A 22,020-nucleotide genomic window follows, 5' to 3' on the forward strand; every position below is an offset into this window, starting at 1 on the left:
GTGCGGTGGGCAGCGTGCGCGCGGCGACGCGAAAGCGTGACGACGTCAAATACAGAGCCCGCGGTCGCGAGACCCGCGGGCTCTGTGTTTTTCATCAGGCACGCGGCCTGACGTGGCAGCTCATTCGCTGATATGCGTGGCCTTCACCGAAGCCGGATCGATGCCGCCGTTTTTCAAGCGGGTGTTCTGGTCCTGGCCGGCCACCGCAGGCAGCCCCAGCTTGTTCGCCAGCTCCTGCTTGGCCTGCTCGCCGTCGCCGATGTCGCCATTGACCAGGGCCACGCCCTGGTCGCCGTCCAGTTGGGAATACGAGATCTGGGTCTTCATCGTCACCTCCTTCAGGGTAAGCGTTGCGATGCTTTACCGTAGCACCGCCACGGACCGCAGAGTTCTACCGATTGCTTCCTTGAACGACAGCGTATGCGCGCCACGGCATTTTTCCCGCCGATTTGCCGTGTTTCGTATCCGTCCGTGGGCTGGATACAGTACTACACACAAGCCGTCGCCCACGGCGCTATAACCCGCTGGCCGATCACACAAAAGGAGCGATGAATGGCGAGCGATACGTACCTGGGTTCCTGCCACTGCGGCAGCATCCGTTTCGAGGTGAGCACCCCGCTGGCGCCCGCGACCCGCTGCAATTGCAGCCTGTGCAGGCGCAAGGGCGCGTTGATGTCGCCGGCGTTTCCGGCCGAGTCGCTGCGTATCCTGTCGGGCGAGGATGCGCTGACGCTGTACCAGTTCAATACGCGCGTGGCCCGGCATTATTTCTGCCGCCACTGCGGCATCTATCCGTTTCACCAGACGCGCAAGGACGCGGCCTTGTGGCGCGTCAACCTGGGCTGCCTGGAAGGCGTGGATGCCTATGCCCTGCCGTCGGACCTGGCCGATGGCGCCAGCCTGTCGGTCTTGGAGGACGCATGACTTCGCCGGGCTGCTCCAATGGCGAACCCCGGCGTGCGCGGCACGAAGCGGCGCCAGTAAAACGACTGCTGGCGGTTCTCGCGCTGCTGGCCGGTGGATTCAGTGCCGAACTGGCGCATCCCACGCAATGCAATCTGCTGGCGCGCGACGGGCACGTGCGGCCGGAACGGGACGGGCGGCGCAGGCGCGGCGATTGACCCGGCGCGGCCGGGCCGCGCGAGTCGAAGGCGCTTCCGCCGCGATGACTTCTACGACAGGTCCACCGAGCCGATACGCAACTCGGCGGACAATCCTCCGCCTTGCCGATTGCCCAGGATCAGCTCCGCGCCGATGGCCTGGGCCAGTTGCTTGGCGATGGCCAGGCCCAGTCCGGTGCCGCCCGTCCCGCGATTGCGCGAGGTCTCGACGCGGTAGAACGGCTCGCACACCGACGCCAGCTCGTGTTCGGGAATGCCGGGGCCGCGGTCCAGCACGAAGATCGACACGTCCTGGGGCCCGCGCACGCGCAGCAGCAGCTCGGCCGCGCCGGAGAACTTCAGCGCATTGTCGGTCAGGTTGCTCAGCACGCGTCGCAACGCGTGCGGCCGCGTCAGCAGCGATGCGCCGGAACGCCCGTCCCACGAGATCCGGCGGCCCGTGTCCGCGTAGTCGTAGACCAGCGTGTCGAGGAACGCGTCCAGGTCGATGCGGGCCGGCTTCTCCTGGCTGCCGTGGGCGCTGCGCGCATAGTCGATGCCCTCGCGCACCAGGCGCTCGACCTCGGCCAGGTCGTGCTCCAGTTTTGCCTTGTCGGCCGAATCCTCCATGAACTCCGCGCGCAGCTTCATGCGCGTGATCGGCGTCTGCAGATCATGCGAGATCGCGCCCAGCATCTGCATGCGCTCGGCCAGGTGCGACCGGATCCGCTCCTGCATCGCATTGAAGGCGGCCGCCGCGTGCGCGACTTCGCTGGGCCCGGCTTCAGGCAGCGGCGGCAGCGGCTTGTGCGGCTCCAGCGCATTCGCGGCGCCCGCCAGCCGCGTGAGCGGGCGCACGGCCAGCCGCACCGCCATCCATGCGCAGCCGATCAGCAGCAGCAATTGCAGGCCGAGCACGACCGGCAGCCACACGGCCAGAGGCGGCATCTGCAGATGGATGTCCAGCACCGCATGGCTGCCGTCCGACAGCGTGACGCGGGCCTGTATGTGGCGGGGATCGCCGCGCACCGCCTGGATGAGCAGGGGACGTTGTCCGCGCAAGGCCGCCGTGATCGACGCGGCCGCCGTGCGCGCCTCGGGGATCGTCAGCGGCTGGTCTGCCTCGCCTGGTCCCAGCAGGTACTGCCGATTGCCGCTGGACAGCCTGGCCCGCCAGTCGCCGCGCTCGGAAGCCGGAAGCCGGTCGAGGATGTCCATCGCGACGGCGACATCGCGTTCCAGGTCGCCCAGCATCAGGTTCTTGGTGGCGCTGAAGCGCTCGTAGAACAGCAGCGCGAACGACAGCGCGTGCGCCACCGCCAGGCCGATGGCGAAGATCAGGAAGAGGCGTGCAACCAGGGTGCGGGGCCAGGCCATGTCGCGTCAGTCTTCCGAGACTTCGACGGCCGCCGAGAAAACGTACCCCTCGCTGCGCACGGTCTTGATGTAGACGGGCTCGCGCGCGTCCTCGCGCAGCCGCTGCCGCACCCGACTGACCAGCAGGTCGATCGAGCGGCCGAACACGTCCGCCTCCCGCCCTTGCGTCAGGTCCAGCAGCTGGTCGCGGTTGAGCACCCGCTGGGGATGGTCGAGGAACACGCGCAGCAGGCGGTACTCCGCGCCGCTCAGCGACACGATGGTCTCGTCCTTGTCCAGCAGGTGGCGCGCCGTGGTGTCCAGCCGCCAGTCGCCGAAGCGGATCTGCCGGCCCGGCTCGGTCACCTGGAAGTTGGGCGGCAGCATGCGGGTGCGGCGCAGGATCGCCTTGATGCGAGCCAGCAGCTCGCGCGCCACGAACGGCTTGACCAGATAGTCGTCCGCGCCCATCTCCAGGCCCAGCACGCGGTCCATGTCGTCGCTGCGCGCGGTCAGCAGCAGGATGGGAATCTTGCGGTGCTTGCCGCCGCGCAGCTCGCGGCACAACACCAGGCCGTCGTCGCCGGGCATCATGATGTCCAGCACGATCAGGTCCACCGACGTCTTCTCCAGCTGCGACCACATCTGCCGCCCGTCCGCGGCGAAGGTCACGTTCAGGCCGTTCTTCTTCAGGAAATTGCCGGCCAGTTCGCGTATCTCTCGATCATCGTCCACGATCATCACGTGGTCTGCGTGTTCCATGCGGGTCCTCGAGTGGTGCTTTGGGGCCATCCCGGCCCCCGGCGCTGAGCGTACTGTACGGCCACCCCAGGCGGCGGGGAACCCGGCTTTGTATGGCAGTGTATCGAGCGGCCCGGCAGACACACAACGTCGAGAATCCGCCGTCGTTCTGGTACAGGCCGGATACCTTGCTCCGATGAAATGCAGTCACTCCGTTTCGCCAAGGACTGACTGCCATGGATTTCGTCTCGACCCCCATCGCGCTGCTTGCCGGCATGCTGACCATCGCGTCGCCTTGCGTGCTGCCGCTGCTTCCCATCCTGCTGGGCACGTCCGTCGAGCATGCTGGCCGCCGCCGGCCGCTGTTCGTCGTGGCCGGTTTCGTGCTGGCCTTCGCGGGGCTGGGCATCGCGCTCAGCCTGCTGTCCAGCGCCAGCCTGGTGGCGCACGAGGCGGTGCGGTCCACCTCGATCGTGCTGCTGGCGCTGTTCGGCCTGGCGCGCATCTGGCCGCGGCCCTATGACTGGCTGATGGCTCGGACAGGCGGGCCGCTGCAACGCCTGGCCGATCTTGGCGGCAATGCGGGCAGCGGCAACGCAGGCGGCTTCGTGCTGGGCATGTCGCTGGGCGCGGTGTGGACGCCCTGCGCCGGGCCGGTGCTCGCCTCGATCCTGGTGCTGGCCGCCAAGGCGCAAGACCTGACGCATTCCAGCTGGCTGTTGCTGTGCTACGCGTTGGGCGCGGGCGTGCCGATGCTGGCCATCGCCTACGGCGGGAAGTATGCGACGGCGCACGTGCGCGGCATCGCCCGCCATGCCGCGACGCTGCAGCGCGCGTTCGGCGTGCTGCTGGTGCTGACCGCGCTGGCCATCCACTTCCAATACGACGTCCTGGCCTATGCCTGGATCGCCCAACTGTTCCGTTGACCTCGAAAGGTTCGAATCATGCTGACGTTCCTGAAGACGCTTTCCCTTTCCGCGGTGCTGCTCGCGTCCGTGGCCGCCGCTACGCCGTCCGCGCCCGCCGCGGCCCCTGAATTCACCGGTATCGAGAAGTGGCTCAACAGCGAGCCGCTGACCCTGCAGGGGCTGCGAGGCAAGGTGGTGCTGGTCGATTTCTGGACCTACACCTGCATCAATTGCATCAACACCCTGCCTTACGTCAAGAGCTGGCACCAGAAATACAAGGACCAGGGCCTGGTGGTCGTGGGCGTGCATACCCCGGAGTTTCCGTTCGAGCGCGCCACCGCCAACGTGCAGAAGGCCCTCGGCCGCTTCGGCATCGAGTATCCCGTGGCCCAGGACAACCGCTACGCCACCTGGGAGGCCTACGGCAACCGCTACTGGCCTGCGTTCTACCTGATCGACAAGCACGGCCGCGTGGTCTACAGCCACTTCGGCGAAGGCCGCTACAAGGAGACCGAAGCCGAGATCCAACGCCTATTGGGCCAGCCGGGCTGACGGTTCGCCATCCTTCGTCGCGACACCGCCGTTGCTGTCGACGGCCGTCGGCGCGGCGTCTTCCCTCCTTCCATCACCAGACCCCGGCCAGAGAGGCGCCGCACAGAGCGCCGCCAACGGCCATCTCATCCGGAGCATCGAACATGTCCCATCCCATGAATCCCCAACGCCGCCGCCTGTTGGGAACGACGTCCGCACTGGCTGGCCTGGGCCTGCTGGACCTGAGCCTGGGCGGCGTGGCCCGGGCCCAGCCCCCGTCTCGGCCCGCTTCGCAAGGCGCGTCGGCTGCCCGCCACGCGGCGGCCGCGGCCGCCTTCGGTCCCGTCCGCCAGATCGACGCCGGCACACTGAACGTCGGCTATGTGGAGCTGGGCCCCGTCGACGGGCCGGTCGCCATCCTGTTGCATGGCTGGCCGTACGACATCTACAGTTTCGCGGAGGTCGCGCCGCAACTGGTTTCCGCCGGCTACCGCGTGGTCGTGCCCTACCTGCGCGGCTACGGTTCCACGCGTTTCCTGTCGGCCGACACGCCGCGCAACGGCCAGCAGGCCGCGCTGGCCCTGGACGTCATCGCGCTGATGGACGCGCTGAAGATCGACAAGGCCGTCGTGGCGGGATTCGACTGGGGCGCGCGCACGGCCGACATCGTGGCCGCGCTGTGGCCCGAGCGCTTCGCGGGGCTGGTGTCGGTCAGCGGCTACCTGATCGGTAGCCAGGAGGCCAACCGCAAGCCGCTGCCCCCAGCGGCGGAGTTGCAGTGGTGGTATCAGTACTACTTCGCCACCGAGCGCGGCGCGGCCGGCTATGCCGCGAACCTGAACGACTTCAATCGCCTGATCTGGAAGCTGGCCTCGCCGACGTGGGACTTCGACGACGCGACCTATCTGCGTTCCGCCCGGTCCTTCGACAACCCGGACCACGTGGCCATCGTGATCCACAACTACCGGTGGCGCCTGGGCCTGGCCGAAGGCGAGCCGCGTTACGACGACCTGGAAAAGCGCCTGGCCACTGCGCCGAAGATCGCCATCCCGACCATCACGATGGAGGGCGATGCGAACGGCGCGCCGCATCCCGCGCCGGCTGCCTATGCCAGGCAGTTCACGGGCAAGTACCAGCATCGCAACGTCGACGGCGGCATTGGCCACAATCTGCCGCAGGAGGCGCCCAAGGCATTCGCGGACGCGGTGCTGCAGGTGGCGCGCCTGTGACGCATGGCTCTTGCTGTGCGGCGATGCGATGACCTGATCGAGCGCCGTGCCGCAGCGTTACGCCGCGATGATCACGCCGGGCTTTTCCAGGCCGGCGCGTATCACCTCGATCAGGCGCTCGACGTCGTCTTCGCTGTTGAACATGGCCAGCGAGATCCGGATGCCGCCGCGTTCCGGCGACACCCGCACGTCGTGGCGGGCGAAGTGCTCCGCCCATGTCGCGACGGGCAGCCTCAGCACGTAGATGTGGCTGCGCTGGCCGCTTTCACGCGGTCCCACGACGTCCACGCCCAACGTGTCCAGCTGCGCAAGCAGCAGGTCGCCCAGGCGCGCCACGTGGCGCTGGATGTCCGGGATGCCGACGCTCTGGATGAGTTCGATGGCCGCGGACAGCGCATGGACGTCCGGCAGGTTGATGTTGCCGAACTCGAAGCGCCGCGCATCCTTGCGCACCGCCATGTCGTCCGGACGCGCAATGTAGTCGGGCGGAGGATTCGCCATCGCGGACATCGCCAGGTAGGCGGGCCGCAGTTCGTCCAGGCCGTCGGCCACGTACAGCAGGCCCAGGCCCTGCGGCACCAGCAGGCCCTTGTGCGTGCCCGCCGCCAGCACCGAAATGTTCAGCGCCTTCACGTCGATCGGAATGACGCCGACGGACTGCATCGCATCGATGACAAAATAGATGCCGCGCTTCTTGCACAGTTGCCCGATGCTGGCCAGGTCGTGCACCTGGCCAGCGTGGAACGTCACGTGGGACAGCGTGACGACCCGCGTGCGTTCGTCGATGTAGGGCTCGAACGTCCGGGCGGTGGCGATCTCGTCGTCGGCCAGCGGCACGAACCGTACCTCCACGCCCTTGCTCTTCAGGTTGAGCCACGCATACGCATTGTTGGGATGGTCGCCTTCGATCAGCACCACGTTGTCGCCGGCCGCCAGCGGCACGGCCTGCGCCGCGATGTTCAGCCCTTCCGACGTGTTCTTGGTGAAGGCGATCTCCGACGGGGCGGCATTCAAGAACGCCGCCACCGCCGCCCGCGTCCGTTCGGCGCGCTCCAGCCATACGGTCTTCGGGCCGCCCAGGTCATACCCTTCCGACAGGAACGCGGCGAACGCATCGCGTACGTCGCGCGCCAGCGGCGTCTGGTGCGCCGAGTCGAGGTACAGCATGTGTCGAGTGACCGGGAACTGCTCCCGAAGCAGGGCGAGTCTTTCTTGCGGAATCATGGGCGGGGGCCTCACGGGGAGAATCAAGGATGTCGGCAACAAGGAATCCCGTGATTTAATTCCATTAAATGGTATTTATGGTTCCATTTATTGGTATTATTACGTTAAAAAGCAGATTTGACATCGGACATGGCGTGTCGGCGCCGGCAACCAGGCCGGCGGCGCGTGCAGCTCGATCAGGTAACCTAGGCGGTCGCCGCCGCGGCACTTCCGGCGGGCGGCCTCATCTTCACGCATCCGGACAAGAACAGCAGACATGCGCAAGGAAGACAGCACCGTCCCCTCCGCACCCGAGCCCGAGGTGTCGCCGACCGAGCGCGCATTCCAGGTGATCGAGATGGTCGCCCAGACGGGCCGCGTCACCACCGCGAACATCGTTTCCGAGCTGGCCATGCCGAAGACCACCGCCCATCGCCTGGTCAGCAATCTCGAAGAGTCCGGCTTCCTCGAACATGGCATGGAGCGCGGCCGCTACCAGGTCGGCGCGCGCCTGCTGGACCTTGCGACCAACATCCTGGCCGTGTCCGCGTCCAGCGGGCCGATCCATGCGCTGCTTACCGAATTGTCGCGGCTTACCGCCGAGACCATCAGCCTGGGCGTGCTGCGCGGTTCCGAGGTCGTCTACATCGACAGCGCCATCGGCCGCTCGCCGCTCACCCTCAATTTCCAGAAGGGCCACCGCACGCCGGCGTACTGCACGTCCAGCGGGCGGGTATTCCTGGCCAGCATGGAGAAGCGCCAGCTCGACGCCTACCTGCTCAGCGGTCCGTGGGAACCCTACACGCCCAACACCATCGTCGATCCCGAACAGCTGCGGACTGAGGTCGCGCTGGTGCGCAAGAACGGCTATGCCGTCAACGACTCCGAATTCGCCATCGGCGTGGTCGGCGCGGCCGTGCCCATCATGGGTCCCAGCGGGCGCATCATCGCCTGTCTCAGCATCTCGGCGCCGAAGGCCCGCAAGTCGCTCGACGACATCCGCGCCCTGGTTCCCGTGCTGCAGGCCGCGGCGCTGCGCGTCACCCAGATACTGGGCGTGGCCGAGGGCGCGGACGACGACGGCCAGGAACCGTAGCGGCAAGCTCCGCGCTTACGCCGCGGCGCGGCCCGTGACCCGGCCGATCTCCGCGCCGGCCGTCACGAATCGGATGGCTCGCCGCATGTAGAACACCCCTTCGGCATGGCACGTCAGCGTCGTGCACGCGTCCGTGATGGGGTCGATGATGTCGCAGATGGGATCTCCCGCCTTCACCACGTCGCCGATGCCCGCCCGGTACACGACGATGCCGCTGGCGGGCGCATTGAAGTGCTGGCTGGCCGACAGCTGGACGGCAGGATGGCGCAGCGCGGGCGCGGCGGGCGCGACGCCGCCGATCGCGCCCTGGCCGACGAGAAAGGCGATGATCGCCTCCATGTGCCGCTGCGCAGCCGCATAGGAAACCTCTCTTTCGCCGCCCAGTTCCAGGATCGCCGCCACCGCGGGATCGGGCAAGGCGCACGTCTTGCCGTAGCGGGCATGCAGGTCCTCCCAGGTCAGGTTGATCCCTTCGACGAACAGGCCCAGCCCCGTGTCGCCGGTCAGCAGCTGGGCCTCGGATCGCAGATGGCGCGCCAGCGGCTCCAGGCGCGGCCACGCGGCGTTGGTCGTATAGAGATGGACCACGGCCTCCAGTGAGCAATGGATGTCGAGCACGACGTCGGCGTCGTACGCCATCTTCATCAGGGCCAGGCGCAGCGACTCGAGTTCCGTCCTGGGCTGCTGCGCGTCCAGCCGCTCGCGCATGGCCTCGTGGATCACCGTCTTGTTCCGCGCGGCATCGCCGCCCAGCCGTCCTTCCAGCACCGCGCACAGATCGGACGCGCGCGGTATGCCCCGATTGAAGTTCGCCATGCCGTTCAGCTCGAAGCAGCCGAAGAACTGGCCCATGACGTGCTGGCTCAGTCCGATCGGGTTGGCCACGGGCACCAGGACGATCCGCGCACGCAAGCTGCCTTCCGATTCCAGCGCCTGCAGGCGCCTGCGCAGCAGCACCGCGGCCAGCATGGCCGGCGTTTCATCGGCGTGCAGCGACGCCTGCACATAGACCTTCATCCCGGCATCTTGCGGGCCGAACGTCAGGCTGACGATGTCGCGCTGGGTGCCGAGCGTCGACGAAAGCAGGGGGATGCGGTTGGCGATCATGGTTGCCTTTTCACTGCGGATGCCGACGGCGGATGCCAGGCGAGCGGCCGCGCCCACGATGGTGGGACTGTGCCGGCATTTTTTCATGTAATTCCATTAATCGGTACTTGGTAGTTCCACTAATTGGGTTTTCGTTGACGCTAGACGGGTTGGTGGGATCAAATGCGTTCTGCCGGGTAAGGCATGTATAGAGAGACGCGTTCTGATGAAAACCTTGTTCGATGGGTATGGCCCCCTGCTGTTCTGGGGGGCGATGGAAACCGTGAAGCTGGCGCTGGGCTCGCTGGCCCTGGCTTTCGCGATCGGCTTGCTGGGCGCCACGGCCAAGCTGTCGGGCAAGCGGTGGATCGCGCGAACCGCGCAGTGCTACACCACGATCGTGCGCGGCGCGCCCGATCTGGTCCTGATGCTGCTGCTGTACTACAGCATCCAGATCCTGCTGAACGGGCTGACCGAGCGCCTGCAGTGGGCGCAGATCGACATCAAGCCCTTCGCCGCCGGCGTCATCGTGCTGGGCCTGATCCACGGCGCCTACTTCACCGAGACCTTCCGCGGCGCGTTCCTCGCCATTCCGCGCGGGCAGCAGGAGTCGGCGCTCTCGCTGGGCCTGCCGTACCGGCACGTGCTGTCGCACATTCTCTTTCCGCAGATGATGCGCTTCGCCCTGCCCGCGGTCGGCAACAACTGGCAGGTGATCGTCAAGTCGACCGCGCTGGTCTCCGTCATCGGTCTGTCGGACGTCATCAAGGCCGCTCACGACGCGGGCAAGAGCACGACGCGCTATTTCTTCTTCATCGCCGTGGCCACCATCGTCTATCTGCTGATCACGACGCTCTCCAACCTGGTGCTGCGCCATCTTGAAAAACGCTATAGCGCAGGCGTGCGCGAGGTGGGCGCATGATCGACGTCTTCAGCGAGTACTGGCGCCTGTACCTGTACACCGATGGTTATCAGTGGACCGGGCTGGTGGTCACGATCTGGCTGTTCCTCTTCTCCATCGTCGTGGGGTCTCTTCTTGCAGTGCCCATGGCGATCGCGCGCAATGCGCGCAACCGCTTCGTATCCCGCGGCGTCTGGCTCTACACGTACTTCTTTCGCGGCACGCCGCTGTTCGTGCAGCTGCTGCTTTGCTACACGGGCGTCTTCAGCCTCGAGATCATCCGCAACAACGCGCTGACCAATGCGTTCTTCCGCGACGGCATGCACTGCGCGCTGCTGGTGTTCGCGCTGAACACCTGCGCCTATACCACCGAGATCTTCGCGGGCGCCATCAAGACCACGCCCGCGGGCGAGATCGAGGCGGGACTGGCCGCGGGCATGTCGCGGGTGCAGCTGTACCTGCACATCATCCTGCCCTCGGCGCTGCGGCGCTCGCTGCCCAGCTACAGCAACGAGGTGATCCTGGTGTTCCATTCGACCTCGGTCGCCTTCGCGGCCACGGTGCCCGATCTGTTGAAGGTGGCGCGCGACGTCAACTCGGCCACCTATCAATCGTTCGCCGCCTTCGGCATCGCCTTCCTGATCTACACCGGCATCACCTTCGCGTTGGTCTGGCTGTTTCGCAAGGCAGAAGACCGTTGGCTCGCTTACCTGAAACCACAGCAATGATCCACGAACTTCCTACCCGAACGGCCCGTCCCGACGTGATGATCTCCGTGGACGGCCTGCACAAGCGCTTCGGTCCGCAAGAGGTTTTGAAGGGCGTATCGCTGCGCGCCCATCGCGGCGACGTGATCAGCATCCTGGGGTCTTCCGGCTCGGGCAAGAGCACCCTGCTGCGCTGCATGAACCTGCTGGAATGTCCCTCCGCCGGCCGCATCACGGTGAACCAGGCGGAGATCCGGATGAAGCCGGACAAGTCAGGAACGCTGCGGCCCGTCGACCAGGCCCAGCTGCGGCGCATCCGCGCCAAGCTTGCCATGGTGTTCCAGCACTTCCACCTGTGGCCCCACATGACGGTGCTGGAGAACGTCAGCCATGCGCCCATCCACGTGCTGGGGCTGGGCCGCAAGGACGCCGAGCAGCGCGCCCGCGCCAATCTCGACAAGGTCGGGCTGGGCGCCAGCATCCATGCCCGCTACCCCGCGCACCTGTCTGGCGGGCAGCAGCAGCGCGTTGCCATCGCGCGTGCGCTGACGATGGATCCCGAAGTGCTGCTGTTCGACGAGCCCACGTCCTCGCTCGATCCCGAGCTGGTCGCCGAAGTGCTGAAGGTCATGCGGGCACTGGCCGCGGAGGGCCGCACCATGATCGTCGTGACGCACGAGATGAGCTTTGCCCGCAGCGTATCCAGCGAGGTGGTGTTCCTGCATGAAGGCCGCATCGAGGAACAGGGCAAGCCCGAGGACATCTTTGCCAATTCCGCCAGCGACAGGCTACGGAAGTTTCTTTCGGCCGCGTAGCGCGCGGCCCCTGACGTACCGCATCGACCCTTCATCGCATCTGACCGCCGGAGAGATCCACTATGAAAAGATTCATGTTCGCCCTGATGCTGGGCACGTCGGCCATCGTGTCCGTGCCGGCCCACGCCCAGAACACGTCCGTGCTGCGCTATGGCGTGGACCCCTCGCATCCGCCGTTCTCGTCGCGCGATGCCAGCGGCAAGCTGGTGGGCTTCGACATCGACCTGGGCACCGAGATCTGCGCCCGCATCAAATCGAAATGCGAGTGGGTGCAGAACGACTTCGACGGCATGATCCCGGCGCTGCAGGCCAAGAAGTTCGATGCCATCCTGGCGTCCATGTCGATCACGGAAAAGCGCAAGCAGGTCATCGCGTTCACGTCCCGGCTGTACAAGACGCCGAACAAGCTGATCGTGCGCAAGGAGGCGAACCTCGAGCCCACCGCCGAGTCGCTCAAGGGCAAGTCGATCGGCGTACAGCAGGGCACCGTGCCCGAGAGCTACGCCAAGGAACACTGGGCGCCGGCTGGCGCGCGCGTGGTCTCCTATCCCAACTTCGACCAGGTGTTCGCCGACCTGGCGGCGGGTCGCCTGGATGGCTGCTTCACGGACGCGGCGGTCGGCGAGTATGGCTTCCTGCGCACGCCGCAAGGGGCGAACTTCAAGTTCACGGGCGGCAACGTCTATGCCAGCAACGGCGCGGGCATCGGCCTGCGCCAGTCAGACGTCGAGCTGAGGGAAAAGATCGATCGCGCAATTGCGGATATGCTTGCCGATGGCACGTACAAACGGCTCGCCGGCAAGTACTTCCAGTTCGATCCCTACGGAAGCTGAGGGCGCTCTCGTGGCCTGGGCCACCACGAACCACTGAATCGGAATGCAATGAAGACCATCGGAATCCTGGGCGGCATGTCCGCGGCCTCGACGCAGACCTACTACCGGACGATGTGCGACATCACTCGCCGGCGGCTGGGTGGTCTGCATTCCCCGGAGCTGTTGATCCGCTCGCTGGATTTCGCGGGCATCGAAGCCTTGCAGGCCAGCGGCCAATGGGACGAAGCGGGCCGCATCCTGAACGTCGAGGCCCGCGCGCTGGCGCGCGGCGGGGCCGACGTCATCGTGCTGGCCACCAACACCATGCACAAGCTGGCCGAGCAGATGATGGACGACGTCGGCATCCCGCTGCTGCACATCGCGGACGCGACGGCGCAGCGGATCACCGCGGCGGGCCTGAAGACGCCCGGCCTGATGGCCACCGCATTCACCATGGAGCAGGCCTTCTACGTCGACCGCCTGAAGGCCGCGGGGCTGCGGCCCATCATCCCCGGCCAGGCGGATCGGGCCGAGGTGCATCGCATCATCTACGACGAACTGTGCAAGGACATCGTGTCCGAGGACAGCCGTGCGGTGTATGAAGCCATCGCCGGCCGGCTGGTCGGGCAGGGCGCGGACAGCGTGATCCTCGGCTGCACCGAAGTGGGCATGCTGCTCGATACGGGCAACGTGCAGGTCCCCGTCTTCGATACCACCCTGATCCATTGCGAGGCCGCCATCGACTGGGCGTTGGATCGGTAGGCGTCAGGACTGCATGTTGTCGAAGTGCTGGATCACCAGGTCGATGAAGGCCCGCAGCCGCTGAAGACGCCGCATGTCGCGGTGATAGCCCATCCAGATGTCGCGCGTGGGCGGCTGCGCGGGCAGGTTCAGCCGGCGCAGGGCCGGCAGTTGGTCGCCCACCACGCGCGGCAGCACGGCAATGCCGATGCCCATGCCGCACATGCGTCCCTGCACGTTGCGGTTGTTCGACTGCATCACGGTCCGCGCGTTCGGGAACTTCTCCTTCAGCCAATCGATGTCGGGGAACTTGCCCGTCGAGGTGTCGTGCGTGATGAGCCGAAAGCCCGCGCCATCGCCGTAGGTGGGCTCGGGCGATCCCGCCGCCACGTAGACGCCATACGGCAGTTTGATCAGACGCCGCTGCACCACGTCGGGCGTGTCGAACGGCACGATCCGGAAGGCGATGTCGGCCTCGCGCTGGGCCAGGCTGAACAGGCGCGTGCCTGTCAGGACCTCGACGTCCACGTGGGGATAGGCCCGGGTGTAGTCCGCGAGGATGGGCGGCAGCGCATAGGCGCCGAACCAGTCGGCCGACGAGATGCGCAGGCTGCCTTGCAGCCGCTGCTCCTGCCCCGCCAGACGCCGCTCCAGGGCCAGCGCGCCTTCTTCCATCTGCTCGGCCAGCGCGACGATGGCCGCGCCTTCCTCGGTCGGCACGAACCCGTCGGCGGTGCGCTGGAACAGCGTGTGGCCCGTGGCCAGTTCCAGCGCCCGCAGTCGGCGGCCGATGGTCGGATGGCTGAGATGCAAGGCGCGCGCGGCGCCGCCCAGGCTGCCCGCCCGGGCAATGGCCAGGAAAATCCTGACGTCGCTCCACTCCATTTTCGTACCCCTACAGAACTGAACGGCAGGAATGCAATTCTGTCAGTTTTAGAACAAATCTTGTAGTCCTAGACTTTGCTCCATGCCGCTCGCGATCGCGAGCCCATTCGAGCCTGGCGTGTACTGGATCGCGCCCCGCTCGTCCCACGCATGGAGAGATACAGCATGAAAACCTGGCTGATCACAGGATGTTCCACGGGCCTGGGCAAGGTCCTGGCCGAAGCGGTCGCGGCCCGTGGCGACCGCCTCGTCGCCACCGCGCGTTCCGCCGATAGCCTGCGGGACCTGGAGGCTCGTTATCCCGACACGGTGCGGTGCGTGGCGCTGGACGTCACGCGGCCCGGCGATGCGGCGCGCGCCGTCGCTTTGGCTGAGAGCGCGTTTGGCGGACTCGACGTCCTGGTCAACAACGCCGGCTTCGGCTTCATCGGCGCGATCGAGGAAGCCGAGCCTGACGAGTACCGGCCCGTGTTCGAGGCCAACGTATTCGGCCTGATCGAGACGACCCGGGCCGCGCTGCCGGCGCTGCGCAAGCGTCCGGGCGCCCGCATCGTCAACCTGTCGTCCGGCGCCGGCATCGCCGGGTCGGCCGGCTCGGGCTACTACAACGCCACCAAGTTCGCGGTGGAAGGGGTGTCCGAGGCGCTGGCGCAGGAGCTGCGCCCGCTCGGGCTGAACGTGATCATCGTCGAGCCCGGCCCCTTCCGCACCGAATTCCTCGGCCGCTCGATGGCCACCGCCGCGCGCCGGATCGACGCCTATGCCGACACCGCGAAGGCCCGGCGGCACTACCGCGAAACCAATGACGGCAAGCAGGCGGGCGACCCGGCCAAGGCCATCGCCGTGATGCTGCTGGCCATCGACGCGGAGAATCCGCCGCTGCACCTGCCCCTGGGGCCGGTCGCGCACCGGATCGCGGAGAACAAGCTGAAGTCCTTCCGTGCCGACATCGATGCCTGGCGCGACGTCTCCATCGCCACCGATTTCTGAGGGCTGCGATGACCACGATGTACGTGACCTACACCGGCAACGCCGATACGCCCTTCGACCGCAAGCACTGGATCGACGTGCATTTCCCGCTGGTGCGCGAATGCTGGGGCCCGTATGGGCTGGAACGCGCCCACGGCTTCTTCCCGCCGGACGACGGCGGCGGCCTGCTCGCCATCGGCGTCTGCGTGTTCCGCGACGAGGCCGCCATGCACGCGGCCCTGGCTTCGCCCGAGACCGCGCGCGTGATGGCCGACGTCGATCTCGTCACCGCCCTCAAGCCGCAGCGCAGCCTGGCGGTGCCGCTTTGAGCGGCGGCTTCTTGCCAATCAATTCTTTTCATTCGAAGGAGGCCAACATCATGGATATCGGCTTCATCGGGCTGGGCGCCATGGGCTCGGCCATCGCAAGAAACCTCGCGGCCACGGGCCATTGCGTGCGGGCCTGGAACCGCTCGGGCGGTTCCGTGGAGGGCGTCACCATGCTGGATGCCGCGTCCCACGCCTTCGACGCCGAGGTCGTGATCACGATGCTTTCCGACGACGCAGCCATACGCAGCGTCATCCTCGACGCGGGCCTGCTGGGCGCCGCGCGTCCGGGGCTCGTGCACGTCGTGTCGTCGACGATCTCGGTGGCGTTCGCGCACGAGCTCGTCGCGGCGCACGAAGCTGCGGGAGTCGGCATCGTGTCGGCCCCGGTGCTGGGCCGGCCCGACGTAGCCGCCCAGGGCAAGCTCAACGTGCTGGTGGGCGGCGCGGCATCGGCCATCGAGCGCGTGCGGCCCCTGCTCGAGGTGATCAGTTCCCGCGTCTGGCCCATGGGCGATTCGGCGCCCGCGGCCTACGCCGCCAAGATCGCCTGCAACATGATGATCGCCATGGCCATCGAGTCCATGGCCGAGGCCGTCGTGCTGACCGAAGCCAACGGCGTGCCGCGCGAGCGCTTCTTCGAACTGATCCTGGGCACGCTGTTCGGCAGCCGGCCCTACCAAAGCTATTCCGCCAACATGGCCACGGAAACGTACGAGCCCGGCTTCAAGGCCCGCCTGGGCCTGAAGGACCTGCGCCTGGCGCGCGAAGCGGCCGGCGCGGCGCAACGCGTGCTGCCCATGCTCGATGCCGTCCATGCCCGCATGGGCGACGCGGTGGACGCGGGCTGGGGCGACCTGGACTGGTCCGCGATCGCCAAGTTCACCATCGAGCAGGGAGGCCGGCCATGAGCACGACTACCTCTTCCGCGGCGGCCCTGCCGGCCGCTGCGCTTCGCAACGAGGGCTCCGCGCCCGAGCCGCGCCGCTGGGCGATGTTCGTCGTCCTGCTGGTCGGCGCGTTCCTGCCGCCGCTCGACTTCTTCATCGTCAACGTCGCGCTGCCGTCCATCCAGGGCGACCTGGGCGCGTCATCCTCGGCCGAGCAGCTCGTCATCTCTTCGTACGCGGCGCTGTATGCCGTGACGCTGACCACCGGCGGCCGGCTGGGCGACCTGTACGGGCGCGGCCGCATGTTCTTCCTCGGTTTGATCGGCTTCGCCATCGCGTCGACGCTGTGCGGCTTCGCCACTTCGCCCTGGATGCTCGTGGCGGGTCGCGCCCTGCAGGGCGTGACGGCGGCCGTGATGGCGCCGCAGGCGCTGGCCTCGGTGCAGGCGATCTTTCCGGAGTCGGAGAAGCCTCTTGCGCTCAGCATCTACGGGGCGGTGTTTGGATTGGCGTCGGTCATCGGACAGGCGATGGGCGGCATCCTCATCTCGCTGGATCTGTTCGGTTTGGGATGGCGCGCGATCTTCCTGCTCAACCTGCCGGTGGCGATCCTGGTGGTGCTGTTCGGCATCCCCCTGCTGAAGGAGACCCGCGCGGCCGACGCGCGCAAGCCCGACCTGGGCGGCATGGTGCTGTCGGTGGTGACCCTGGCCGCGCTGATCGTGCCGCTGATCGAGGGACGCGAGGCGGGCTGGCCGTGGTGGTCGTGGGTCTCGCTGGCCGCGGTGCCGGTGCTGGCGCGGGTGTTCTGGGGGTATGAAACCCGGCTGTCCCGCGCGGGCGGGGCGCCGTTGCTCGATCCGGTTGCGTTGCGGGCGCCTGGCCTGGGCCGCGCGCTGCTGATCGCACTGCTGTTCTACACCACGGGCTCGTTCTTCCTGCTGTTGTCGGTGTATCTGCAGGGGGCATTGCACGCTTCGGCGTTGAGCGCGGGGCTGGTGTTCCTGCCGTTCGGGCTGGGATATCTGGTGGGGCCGCTGACAGCGCCGTTTTTCCGGCGGATAGTCGGGGAGTATGTGAATCCGGTTGGATTGGGGCTGGAGGCGGTGGGGATGGTGCTGCTGGTCTGGCTCGTCCTGGCGACGCCGGCTGATACGGCTCCCGCGGCTGCGCCGCTTGCGGTGATCCTGTTCGTCGCCGGTTTCGGGCAAGGGTTGGGAATGCCGAGCTTGATGCGGATGGTGACGGGAAGGGTGGCACCGGCTTATTCGGGAATGATTGCCGGAATTGTGACTTCGACTTTGCAGATCGGGGTGGCACTCAGCGTGGCCGTGATCGGGGGGATTTTCTATAACTTGATGGACGGAAGGCCGGAGCCGGAGGTGATTACCCGGGCGTTTGTGGTGGCTGTGCTTTGTATTGCCGGGTGTTTGGTGGCGGGGGCGGGGTTGGGGGTGACGTTGGGGCGGAGGGGAGCATCTTCCAGGTAGAGGCTTTAGATATCGAACCCATCGCTATCGATGAGCCAATGGCATTGTGCTGCAACGCTTTGAGAGCCGCTAAAATAATTCAAATATTAATAACGTCTTATCGGAAGGGCCATGCCATCGCCATCCAGCAGAGCGCTGCACATTGAACGAATTCTTTTCGTTGTCGGCACCCAGAATGCCGGAAAGAGTACAGCGTTGAGGAGCATGTTTATCGATCCTCGGTTCGGGACAAGAGGCCTAATTCCGGCACAGTCGCGCATTAAATTGGTTGCCTTGTCTCGCGAACGTTGTTTGTTTGTTCGGTTGACGTCGCCGCATGAGCGAAATGAAAGTGTCGATGAGTTTTTCAGGACGATCGTAAGCGCAGAAGAGCGCGCTGCCCGGCTAGGCTTCCGCCGTCTCAATCTCGCATGTGCCATGCAGCCCTTTGCCGCAAACCGGATGCCCGATCTAACCGCTGTATGTACTAAGACACGAAACAAGTTTTCGCCGGAGCGCATGCGAATTGCGATCGTTGATCCCCGGCAAGACGGGAATCCAGGACCAAAGTTCGGTCGTTCGGAAATTCAATCTCTGCGCAAAGACAACGTAGAGTTGATAGGAATAGATGGCGAGCATTCGCTACAGCAGTCGCCGAACGGCATGATTTTAGCGGACTATTTCGACTTTACCTGATGGAGTTCGCCGGGCAGCCGCGGCATCATGACAAGCTAAAGCGTGCTGGCTGTGGCTGGATTATTCCGCGCTGTCCAAAGAACCCACGGGCATGGAGGAGTTTGAAAAACTTGCGCAGCGTTGAAGCTGGAATTGTGGATGGTGCCCCGGGGCCGGAATCAAACCGGCACGCCTTGCGGCGGGGGATTTAGAGTCGGTGATTTACAGTGTTTCTACAGGGAAATGGGGCGAATTCTAGCGTAGGTTGAAATAGGTAAAACCAGTTTCAAATCAGTAGGTTAGCGTATTTTACCTGAATTGGTGAAAACTGGTCACTGTACCTGTACTGTACCGAAAATTCGGTACAGTACAGGTACCAGTCCGATAGGACTCTTCTATCTTGAAAAAGCAATGCCGCCTATCTTCTCGCTTTTCCCTCAAGCACCACAATTCGGAAGGATAAAACGAGAATTAATTTATTTCATTATTCTAGTTAGTATTCTTTCGTAATAATCCGGATAACGAAGTATGCAATTTTTCGCGAGTTCCTTGTTCTGCCGAAGGATTCTTCGCGATTCAAAAGGGTAATGAATTTCATTTTTGGGGTGTATCTTGGATAGCTCTTGCGCGATTACCCGGTCCGCAAAGCCAGCTTCGAAGTGCGCAATCGAGCTACTTGAAGGAAGGCCATACTTAAGACGCTTCGCCAAAACATCAAATTTCTCTTCCATGGCGCTGGGCAAAGAGTTTTCACCTTGGCTGTCGATATAACTCTCTTTGATCGCAGCTAGATATAAACAAAACTCGAACCCGAACCCTCTTTCGCAAATATTCACTAGTGTGTCGCAGGTTATAGTCTCTCGCTTTTTTGCGTGTTGAATCTTTGCCTCTACTTTTTCGAGGTGCGACATAATTTGATGGTAGGGGTCGCCGGCTATCCACATAAGTGCCATTTCTTTGGCCGAGGTGTTTGGCATCAGTTTTACAATGTCACTGTTGTATGCGTTCTCTGCAAAAAAATCCCAAACGGTTTCGAATAAAGCCTCTGTCGTTTCCGAGTAGGCTATTGAGAATTCATTCCTGTTAACCCATTCATCGACTTTCAGCGACAAGTCTAGGCCCAGCAAGCTGCGTCCATACCTATGTTGGATCTCAACCTGAGGGGCATATGAATTTATCCGCTGTGCAATACGTACGAATACCGATTCTAGCCGAGCGCGCTCCTGATCATCGGCTAAAGAATAGGCGAATGTGCTTCTAACAAGATCGCCGGCGGCCGACAGCGAGTCAGTTGATTCGCTGTCCGGCTTGCTTATCATCAGAAAGCTTTCGATAGCCTCAATTGCGGCATACTTTTCTTTCAGGTCTTTTTTTAGTCTTTCTGCCGATGGCCTTAGTTTATCGGAGTCTATGCCTGAGATTTGTTCGTAGATATCATCTGGTGTGTCGATTAGGTGATAGATAATCTCATCTAGTTCCCATTCCAGTAGACTTGCCAGTTGACGCCTTATGATCGGCGGCCGAATTAGATTTAGTAGGGAACTGCCGGTTGCATCTTCCCTGTTTGGATCAACGAAACTCTTGCATATGTCCCACGCCTCCCCTTGCTCGTCAAAGAGACTTGGGTCAGAGAATATGACAGTCCCCTCTTCATGCATGCCGGCTCGGCCAGAACGGCCGATTAGGTTCTGAAAGTCGCGCGCCTTAATTGCATCTGGACCGACCAGCGAACTATTGATTATTAGATATCTTATGGGGAGATTTACTCCTTGAGCCAGCGTCGATGTGCAAGCGATAAACCTGATGTGGGACTCCTTCATCGCATGTTCAATGGCTAACCTAACTCCGTGCGGTGTTTCTCCATGATGCACAAACACACCCAGCTTAGCCGCTTCGCTCAAAGTTTCGGCCGCGCCAAAATTTGCGACATAAAGGTTGTGCAATCGCTCGAGCTGAGTTTGGTTGCTGTAGGCGCTGGGATAGGTCAATTGAGCATTGCGTTTCTTCAAGTACGTTATAACTTGCTTTGCAATCTTGGTAGCAGATGCTGGAAGGCGTGAGTAGATAGCTACTGGGCCAAACTTGGCAAGTTTCAAACCTAGATAGAGAGCTATGGAGGAAGGTTCATCTGTTGGGAAGAACCGAGGACGTTCTCGTGTTGTGTGATCCAGTGCTAGAGGGGAAATTACCCCTGGGACAAAAAAACCCTGTTCTCCTTCAACTGCTGGCTGAAACTGCAGCTGCCCCCTGTGACCGCTTGGCAAACTAGTGAAAGCAACTGTTCTGCGGCTTTGTCGCACATCATCTTCGACTATTTTTCTCTCGTCGCTGAAAAGCCAGCGTGCTAAGTCATTAGCGTTTCCTATGACAGCTGAGATCAACACGCTTTGGGTTTGTGCTGGAGTGCTGTTTTTAATGGCAGTTAACAGTAACTCATAAGTAACGCCCCGCCGTCCCGTATCGAACTGGTGAGCTTCGTCATAAATCAAAAGTCCCACGTTTTCGAGGAAATTTTCTTCTTGTCGTAGGGCATAAACGAGCTTTTCTGGCGTAATCACCAAAACTTTTGGCCTTGATTCCGAGTCCACGCCATCATCAAATAGGGCAGCAATATAGTCTTTTTGAAGTGCGTCTGAAAGTTGATTAACAGAGTAGCCATCCTCGGAGAAAGCCTCATCGAGATCATTGGCTATTTCGTGGCATAACGCGCGAAACGGGGCAACGATGACTGCAATATTTGTGCGCGCTGACCGGAAAGCAGCCCTAATTATCAGCTCTGTCGCTTTGGTTTTTCCAGCGCTAGTTGGCATCTGAACTACGGCTGAATGTCCCCTCAGCAGACCTGCTTGAGCGATTGCCATTTGCGAAGGCCAAAACTCCTTGATGGATTGTATTCGCGAGAGAAATGGTGTCCATACGCTTTTCTCTAGAGCAGTCGATTCAGGTAGCATGGTCCATGCGGACCAACGATATCGCTGAATAACTACAGCTCCAAATACTTCGAGAAGTAGAAAGTCAAGCGCGTCAGCCTGTGCATATGCATGCTCTCTTAAGCGCTTTAATTGAGGGAGCGCAGTCGTTAATTCTTCGCCCTCAGAGTAGTGCCTATTTATATGATTGAGTATCGGCTCGGCTAACTTGGAAGCGGTCTCTATTGGGCATCGAAGCCAGGGCTGTGCCAATGCGTGGTGAAGAATTCCGGCATTTTCATTATCTTGGAAATCACCTGCCTTTAGTTTTTTTATGATGGCCGTTGCGGTACCTGGTGATCCAGCTAGATAGAAACCCGCCGCTGCTAGAAGAAGCAATAACTCCGAAAATTGTTCTGCAATCTTGGCTGCTGCAATGGCTGACAAGACTTGCGCTGAGAAAATAACTTCGCTTCTCTTGGTTTGTTGAGCGCGTGTGTTACCAATCTGATTCGCAAAAATCTCAGCGGCAAAATCTCCCAATGTACCAATTGCTAATGGGAATTGATGTTCGAGATTGACGTGGCGGGGGATCTCAATGTGATCCTCCACTGGTATTTCGTATTCGTACATCTTCCCCTTCGAAAGGGTGATTGACGCGAATTGGCGGG

The 22,020-nt window shown here is 63.3% G+C and carries 23 protein-coding genes; 16 read left to right on the forward strand and 7 right to left on the reverse strand.

Features of this window, described 5'->3' with window-relative positions:
- Positions 1–120: 120 nt before the first annotated feature.
- On the reverse strand, positions 121–327 hold the full coding sequence (locus FS845_RS02105) for a hypothetical protein (RefSeq protein ID WP_144630476.1): 207 nt from the start codon (positions 325–327) through the stop codon (positions 121–123).
- A 225-nt stretch (positions 328–552) separates the two neighbouring features.
- Between FS845_RS02105 and FS845_RS02110 the strand changes: the two genes are divergently transcribed.
- On the forward strand, positions 553–924 hold the full coding sequence (locus FS845_RS02110; RefSeq protein WP_144630478.1) for a GFA family protein: 372 nt from the start codon (positions 553–555) through the stop codon (positions 922–924).
- Complete coding sequence (locus tag FS845_RS02115) at positions 921–1,121, forward strand: hypothetical protein (protein ID WP_144630480.1); 201 nt, start codon at positions 921–923, stop codon at positions 1,119–1,121. Before FS845_RS02110 ends, FS845_RS02115 begins: the two co-directional genes overlap by 4 nt.
- Positions 1,122–1,172: 51 nt before the next feature.
- Here the strand turns inward: FS845_RS02115 and FS845_RS02120 are convergent, their stop codons facing one another.
- Both FS845_RS02120 and FS845_RS02125 read right to left on the reverse strand, forming a co-directional pair.
- Positions 1,173–2,477, reverse strand: a complete 1,305-nt coding sequence (locus FS845_RS02120) for an ATP-binding protein (RefSeq protein WP_144630482.1) — start codon at positions 2,475–2,477, stop codon at positions 1,173–1,175.
- A 6-nt stretch (positions 2,478–2,483) separates the two neighbouring features.
- Entirely contained in the window at positions 2,484–3,218 is a 735-nt protein-coding gene (locus FS845_RS02125) for a response regulator (protein WP_144630484.1), read from the reverse strand.
- A 215-nt stretch (positions 3,219–3,433) separates the two neighbouring features.
- On the opposite strand from FS845_RS02125, the gene FS845_RS02130 reads away from it, so the two are divergent.
- The 3 genes from FS845_RS02130 to FS845_RS02140 all read left to right on the forward strand — a co-directional run bounded on the left by FS845_RS02130 (position 3,434) and on the right by FS845_RS02140 (position 5,865).
- Positions 3,434–4,123: a cytochrome c biogenesis CcdA family protein gene (locus FS845_RS02130; protein ID WP_144630485.1), complete on the forward strand. Its 690-nt coding sequence runs from the start codon at positions 3,434–3,436 to the stop codon at positions 4,121–4,123.
- Positions 4,124–4,141: 18 nt separating this feature from the next.
- Positions 4,142–4,657 (forward strand): thioredoxin family protein, encoded by a 516-nt coding sequence (locus FS845_RS02135; protein WP_144630486.1) that lies wholly within the window; start codon positions 4,142–4,144, stop codon positions 4,655–4,657.
- Between the two features lie 143 nt (positions 4,658–4,800).
- Entirely contained in the window at positions 4,801–5,865 is a 1,065-nt protein-coding gene (locus tag FS845_RS02140; protein ID WP_144630487.1) for an alpha/beta fold hydrolase, read from the forward strand.
- A gap of 57 nt (positions 5,866–5,922) precedes the next feature.
- Here FS845_RS02140 and FS845_RS02145 read toward each other — a convergent pair whose 3' ends face one another.
- Positions 5,923–7,032 carry an aminotransferase class V-fold PLP-dependent enzyme gene (locus FS845_RS02145; protein ID WP_260986105.1) on the reverse strand — a complete coding sequence of 370 codons (1,110 nt, stop codon included), beginning with the start codon at positions 7,030–7,032 and terminating at the stop codon, positions 5,923–5,925.
- 313 nt (positions 7,033–7,345) lie between these two features.
- Here FS845_RS02145 and FS845_RS02150 point away from each other — a divergent pair, with 313 nt between their 5' ends.
- Complete coding sequence (locus FS845_RS02150; protein ID WP_144630489.1) at positions 7,346–8,164, forward strand: IclR family transcriptional regulator; 819 nt, start codon at positions 7,346–7,348, stop codon at positions 8,162–8,164.
- A gap of 15 nt (positions 8,165–8,179) precedes the next feature.
- Here the strand turns inward: FS845_RS02150 and FS845_RS02155 are convergent, their stop codons facing one another.
- Positions 8,180–9,271 carry a succinylglutamate desuccinylase/aspartoacylase family protein gene (locus FS845_RS02155; protein ID WP_144631200.1) on the reverse strand — a complete coding sequence of 364 codons (1,092 nt, stop codon included), beginning with the start codon at positions 9,269–9,271 and terminating at the stop codon, positions 8,180–8,182.
- A gap of 205 nt (positions 9,272–9,476) precedes the next feature.
- Here FS845_RS02155 and FS845_RS02160 point away from each other — a divergent pair, with 205 nt between their 5' ends.
- From FS845_RS02160 to FS845_RS02180, 5 genes are all read left to right on the forward strand, one after another.
- Positions 9,477–10,172 (forward strand): ABC transporter permease, encoded by a 696-nt coding sequence (locus tag FS845_RS02160; RefSeq protein WP_144630490.1) that lies wholly within the window; start codon positions 9,477–9,479, stop codon positions 10,170–10,172.
- Positions 10,169–10,879, forward strand: a complete 711-nt coding sequence (locus tag FS845_RS02165) for an ABC transporter permease (protein ID WP_144630491.1) — start codon at positions 10,169–10,171, stop codon at positions 10,877–10,879. The genes FS845_RS02160 and FS845_RS02165 overlap by 4 nt, the downstream gene beginning before the upstream one ends.
- Complete coding sequence (locus tag FS845_RS02170) at positions 10,876–11,673, forward strand: ABC transporter ATP-binding protein (protein WP_144630492.1); 798 nt, start codon at positions 10,876–10,878, stop codon at positions 11,671–11,673. The genes FS845_RS02165 and FS845_RS02170 overlap by 4 nt, the downstream gene beginning before the upstream one ends.
- A 62-nt stretch (positions 11,674–11,735) precedes the next feature.
- Entirely contained in the window at positions 11,736–12,506 is a 771-nt protein-coding gene (locus FS845_RS02175) for an ABC transporter substrate-binding protein (RefSeq protein WP_144630493.1), read from the forward strand.
- Between the two features lie 48 nt (positions 12,507–12,554).
- Positions 12,555–13,247 (forward strand): aspartate/glutamate racemase family protein, encoded by a 693-nt coding sequence (locus tag FS845_RS02180; RefSeq protein ID WP_144630494.1) that lies wholly within the window; start codon positions 12,555–12,557, stop codon positions 13,245–13,247.
- Positions 13,248–13,250: 3 nt separating this feature from the next.
- On the opposite strand, the gene FS845_RS02185 is transcribed toward FS845_RS02180, so the two are convergent.
- Positions 13,251–14,111, reverse strand: coding sequence for a LysR family transcriptional regulator (locus FS845_RS02185; RefSeq protein WP_144630495.1), 861 nt, complete (start codon positions 14,109–14,111; stop codon positions 13,251–13,253).
- A gap of 165 nt (positions 14,112–14,276) precedes the next feature.
- Between FS845_RS02185 and FS845_RS02190 the strand changes: the two genes are divergently transcribed.
- The 5 genes from FS845_RS02190 (at position 14,277) to FS845_RS02210 (ending at position 18,461) form a co-directional block, all read left to right on the forward strand.
- Complete coding sequence (locus tag FS845_RS02190) at positions 14,277–15,101, forward strand: oxidoreductase (RefSeq protein WP_144630496.1); 825 nt, start codon at positions 14,277–14,279, stop codon at positions 15,099–15,101.
- Positions 15,102–15,109: 8 nt separating this feature from the next.
- A complete protein-coding gene (locus tag FS845_RS02195) occupies positions 15,110–15,409 on the forward strand; it encodes an EthD family reductase (protein ID WP_144630497.1) in 300 nt (99 codons plus the stop codon).
- Between the two features lie 50 nt (positions 15,410–15,459).
- Positions 15,460–16,317, forward strand: a complete 858-nt coding sequence (locus FS845_RS02200; RefSeq protein ID WP_144630498.1) for an NAD(P)-dependent oxidoreductase — start codon at positions 15,460–15,462, stop codon at positions 16,315–16,317.
- An 83-nt stretch (positions 16,318–16,400) separates the two neighbouring features.
- Complete coding sequence (locus tag FS845_RS02205; protein ID WP_144631202.1) at positions 16,401–17,786, forward strand: MFS transporter; 1,386 nt, start codon at positions 16,401–16,403, stop codon at positions 17,784–17,786.
- Between the two features lie 111 nt (positions 17,787–17,897).
- A complete protein-coding gene (locus tag FS845_RS02210; protein WP_144630499.1) occupies positions 17,898–18,461 on the forward strand; it encodes a hypothetical protein in 564 nt (187 codons plus the stop codon).
- Positions 18,462–18,916: 455 nt separating this feature from the next.
- Here the strand turns inward: FS845_RS02210 and FS845_RS02215 are convergent, their stop codons facing one another.
- A complete protein-coding gene (locus FS845_RS02215; RefSeq protein WP_186332125.1) occupies positions 18,917–21,982 on the reverse strand; it encodes a DEAD/DEAH box helicase in 3,066 nt (1,021 codons plus the stop codon).
- Between the last annotated feature and the right edge of the window lie 38 nt (positions 21,983–22,020).

Source organism: Bordetella genomosp. 13 (assembly GCF_007679965.1).
Lineage (GTDB): Bacteria > Pseudomonadota > Gammaproteobacteria > Burkholderiales > Burkholderiaceae_B > Bordetella.